This window comes from Butyrivibrio sp. X503, assembly GCF_003625475.1.
Classification (GTDB): domain Bacteria; phylum Bacillota; class Clostridia; order Lachnospirales; family Lachnospiraceae; genus Butyrivibrio.
Genome location: NZ_RAIQ01000015.1, coordinates 1 through 2,867, shown reverse-complemented (window position 1 = coordinate 2,867; position 2,867 = coordinate 1). Strand labels below are relative to the sequence as shown.

The following is a 2,867-nucleotide window of genomic DNA, read 5'->3' as shown; positions in this document are numbered from 1 at the left end:
GGATAAGCCCTCGACCTATTAGTACACATCAGCTGAACATGTTACCATGCTTACACCTTGTGCCTATCTAACCTCGTACTCTCCAAGGGGTCTTACTGCATACGCAGGGATATCTCATCTTGAGGGGGGCTTCACGCTTAGATGCCTTCAGCGTTTATCCCTTCCGGACGTGGCTACCCAGCCTTATGCACCTGGCGGTGCAGCTGATACACCAGCGGTCCGTCCATCCCGGTCCTCTCGTACTAAGGACAGCTCCTCTCAGATATCCTACGCCCGCGCCGGATAGGGACCGAACTGTCTCACGACGTTCTGAACCCAGCTCGCGTACCGCTTTAATGGGCGAACAGCCCAACCCTTGGGACCTGCTACAGCCCCAGGATGCGATGAGCCGACATCGAGGTGCCAAACCACTCCGTCGATGTGAACTCTTGGGAGTGATAAGCCTGTTATCCCCAGGGTAGCTTTTATCCGTTGAGCGATGGCAATCCCACTTTCATACCACCGGATCACTAAGTCCTACTTTCGTATCTGTTCCACCCGTCGGTGTCACAGTCAGGCTCCCTTCTGCCTTTGCACTCTACGAATGGTTTCCGTCCATTCTGAAGGAACCTTTGAGCGCCTCCGATACTCTTTCGGAGGCGACCGCCCCAGTCAAACTCCCCGGCAGACATTGTCCCCGGACCAGGTAATGGTCCTTGGTTAGAAGCCCAGCATCATAAGGGTGGTATCCCAACAGCGACTCATATGCAGCTGACGCCACATACTCATAGTCTCCCACCTATCCTGTACATATAATACCGGACCCCAGTATCAACCTGGAGTAAAGCTCCATGGGGTCTTTCCGTCCTGGCGCGGGTAACCAGCATCTTCACTGGTACTTCAATTTCACCGGGTGCATTGCCGAGACAGTGCTCAAATCATTACGCCTTTCGTGCGGGTCGGAACTTACCCGACAAGGAATTTCGCTACCTTAGGACCGTTATAGTTACGGCCGCCGTTTACTGGGGCTTAAATTCAAAGCTTCGATTGCTCTAACCTCTCCTCTTAACCTTCCAGCACCGGGCAGGCGTCAGCCCATATACCTCACCTTTCGGTTTCGCATAGACCTGTGTTTTTGCTAAACAGTTGCTTGAGCCTCTTCTCTGCGGCCTGATTGCTCAGGCTCCCCTTATCCCGAAGTTACGGGGACATTTTGCCGAGTTCCTTAACAATGCTTCTCCCGTCGGCCTTAGGATTCTCTCCTCATCCACCTGTGTCGGTTTACGGTACGGGTTGTATATACACAATAGTGGCTTTTCTTGGCAGTCATATCTGATGCTTCACTACTTAACTTCGTTCCCCCTTGCGGGACCGGTTCTTCCTTCCCCGGCTCATCCCTTTTGCCTGCGTCCCCACAGTTCTGATATATACAAGTGCAGGAATATCAACCTGCTGTCCATCGCCTACGCCTCTTCGGCCTCAGCTTAGGTCCCGACTTCCCCAGGGCAGATCAGCTTTACCCTGGATTCCTTGGATATTCGGCCTGAAGGATTCTCACCTTCATCTCGCTACTCATTCCGGCATTCTCTCTTCACAGCGCTCCGCTGCTCCTTTCGGTACAGTTTCTACGCCCCTGTGAATGCTCCCCTACCGATCATCAGTACCCGTAGATACTGACAATCCCTAGGCTTCGGTGTCGTGTTTCAGCCCCGGTAATTTTCGGCGCAGGACCTCTCGGCTAGTGAGCTATTACGCACTCTTTGAATGTGTGGCTGCTTCTGAGCCAACATCCTAGCTGTCTATGAAATCCCACATCCTTTTCCACTTAACACGTACTTTGGGACCTTAGCCGTAGATCTGGGCTCTTTCCCTTTTGACTACCCAACTTATCTCGTGCAGTCTGACTCCTGTGCATCACCTACTTGGCATTCGGAGTTTGATAATCTTTGGTAAGCGGTGAAGCCCCCGCGGATATTCAGTGCTCTACCTCCAAAAGGCTCGCTACAGGGCTAGCCCTAAAGCTATTTCGGGGAGAACCAGCTATCTCCGAGTTCGATTGGAATTTCTCCCCTATCCACAGCTCATCACCACCCTTTTCAACGGATGTGTGTTCGGACCTCCACAGCCTTTTACGGCCGCTTCATCCTGTCCATGGATAGATCACCCGGTTTCGGGTCTATGTATAAAGACTATACGCCCTTTTCAGACTCGGTCTCCCTTCGGCTATTCACCTTAAGTGCTTAACCTCGCCTCCATACATAACTCGCCGGACCGTTCTACAAAAAGTACGCGATCACACTAATTGCTTATAGTGCTTTCGCAGCTTGCAGGCACAGGGTTTCAGGTTCTCTTTCACTCCCCTCCCGGGGTTCTTTTCACCTTTCCCTCACGGTACTGTTCGCTATCGGTCACTAAGGAGTATTTAGCCTTACGGGGTGGTCCCCGCATGTTCAGACAAGGTTTCACGTGTCTCGTCCTACTCTGGATACTGTCTCGCTTTGTCCGCTTTCGTATACGAGGCTTTCACTCTCTATGGCAGGGACTTTCCATTCCCTTTCTACTAGCAGACTCCATCGATTATACAGTCCGAACCCCAGGGAGCAAGCTCCCTGGTTTGGGCTCTTCCGCTTTCGCTCGCCGCTACTTACGGAATCACTTTTGTTTTCTCTTCCTCCGGCTACTTAGATGTTTCAGTTCACCGGGTTCCCTCTACATACCTATGGATTCAGTATGCAGTGACAGAGGTCTTCTCTGCCGGGTTGCCCCATTCAGATATCTGCGGGTCGAGCGCTTATTTGCAGCTAACCGCAGCTTTTCGCAGCTTATCACGTCTTTCTTCGGCTCTTAGTGCCAAGGCATCCGCCCTGCGCCCTATAAAGCTTAACCAT

1 rRNA gene is annotated in these 2,867 nt (G+C 52.1%); it reads right to left on the bottom strand.

Going from position 1 to position 2,867, the window contains the following annotated elements:
• A 23S ribosomal RNA gene (locus D6853_RS15195) occupies positions 1-2,865 on the bottom strand; the annotation flags it as partial.
• Positions 2,866-2,867: the final 2 nt, after the last annotated feature.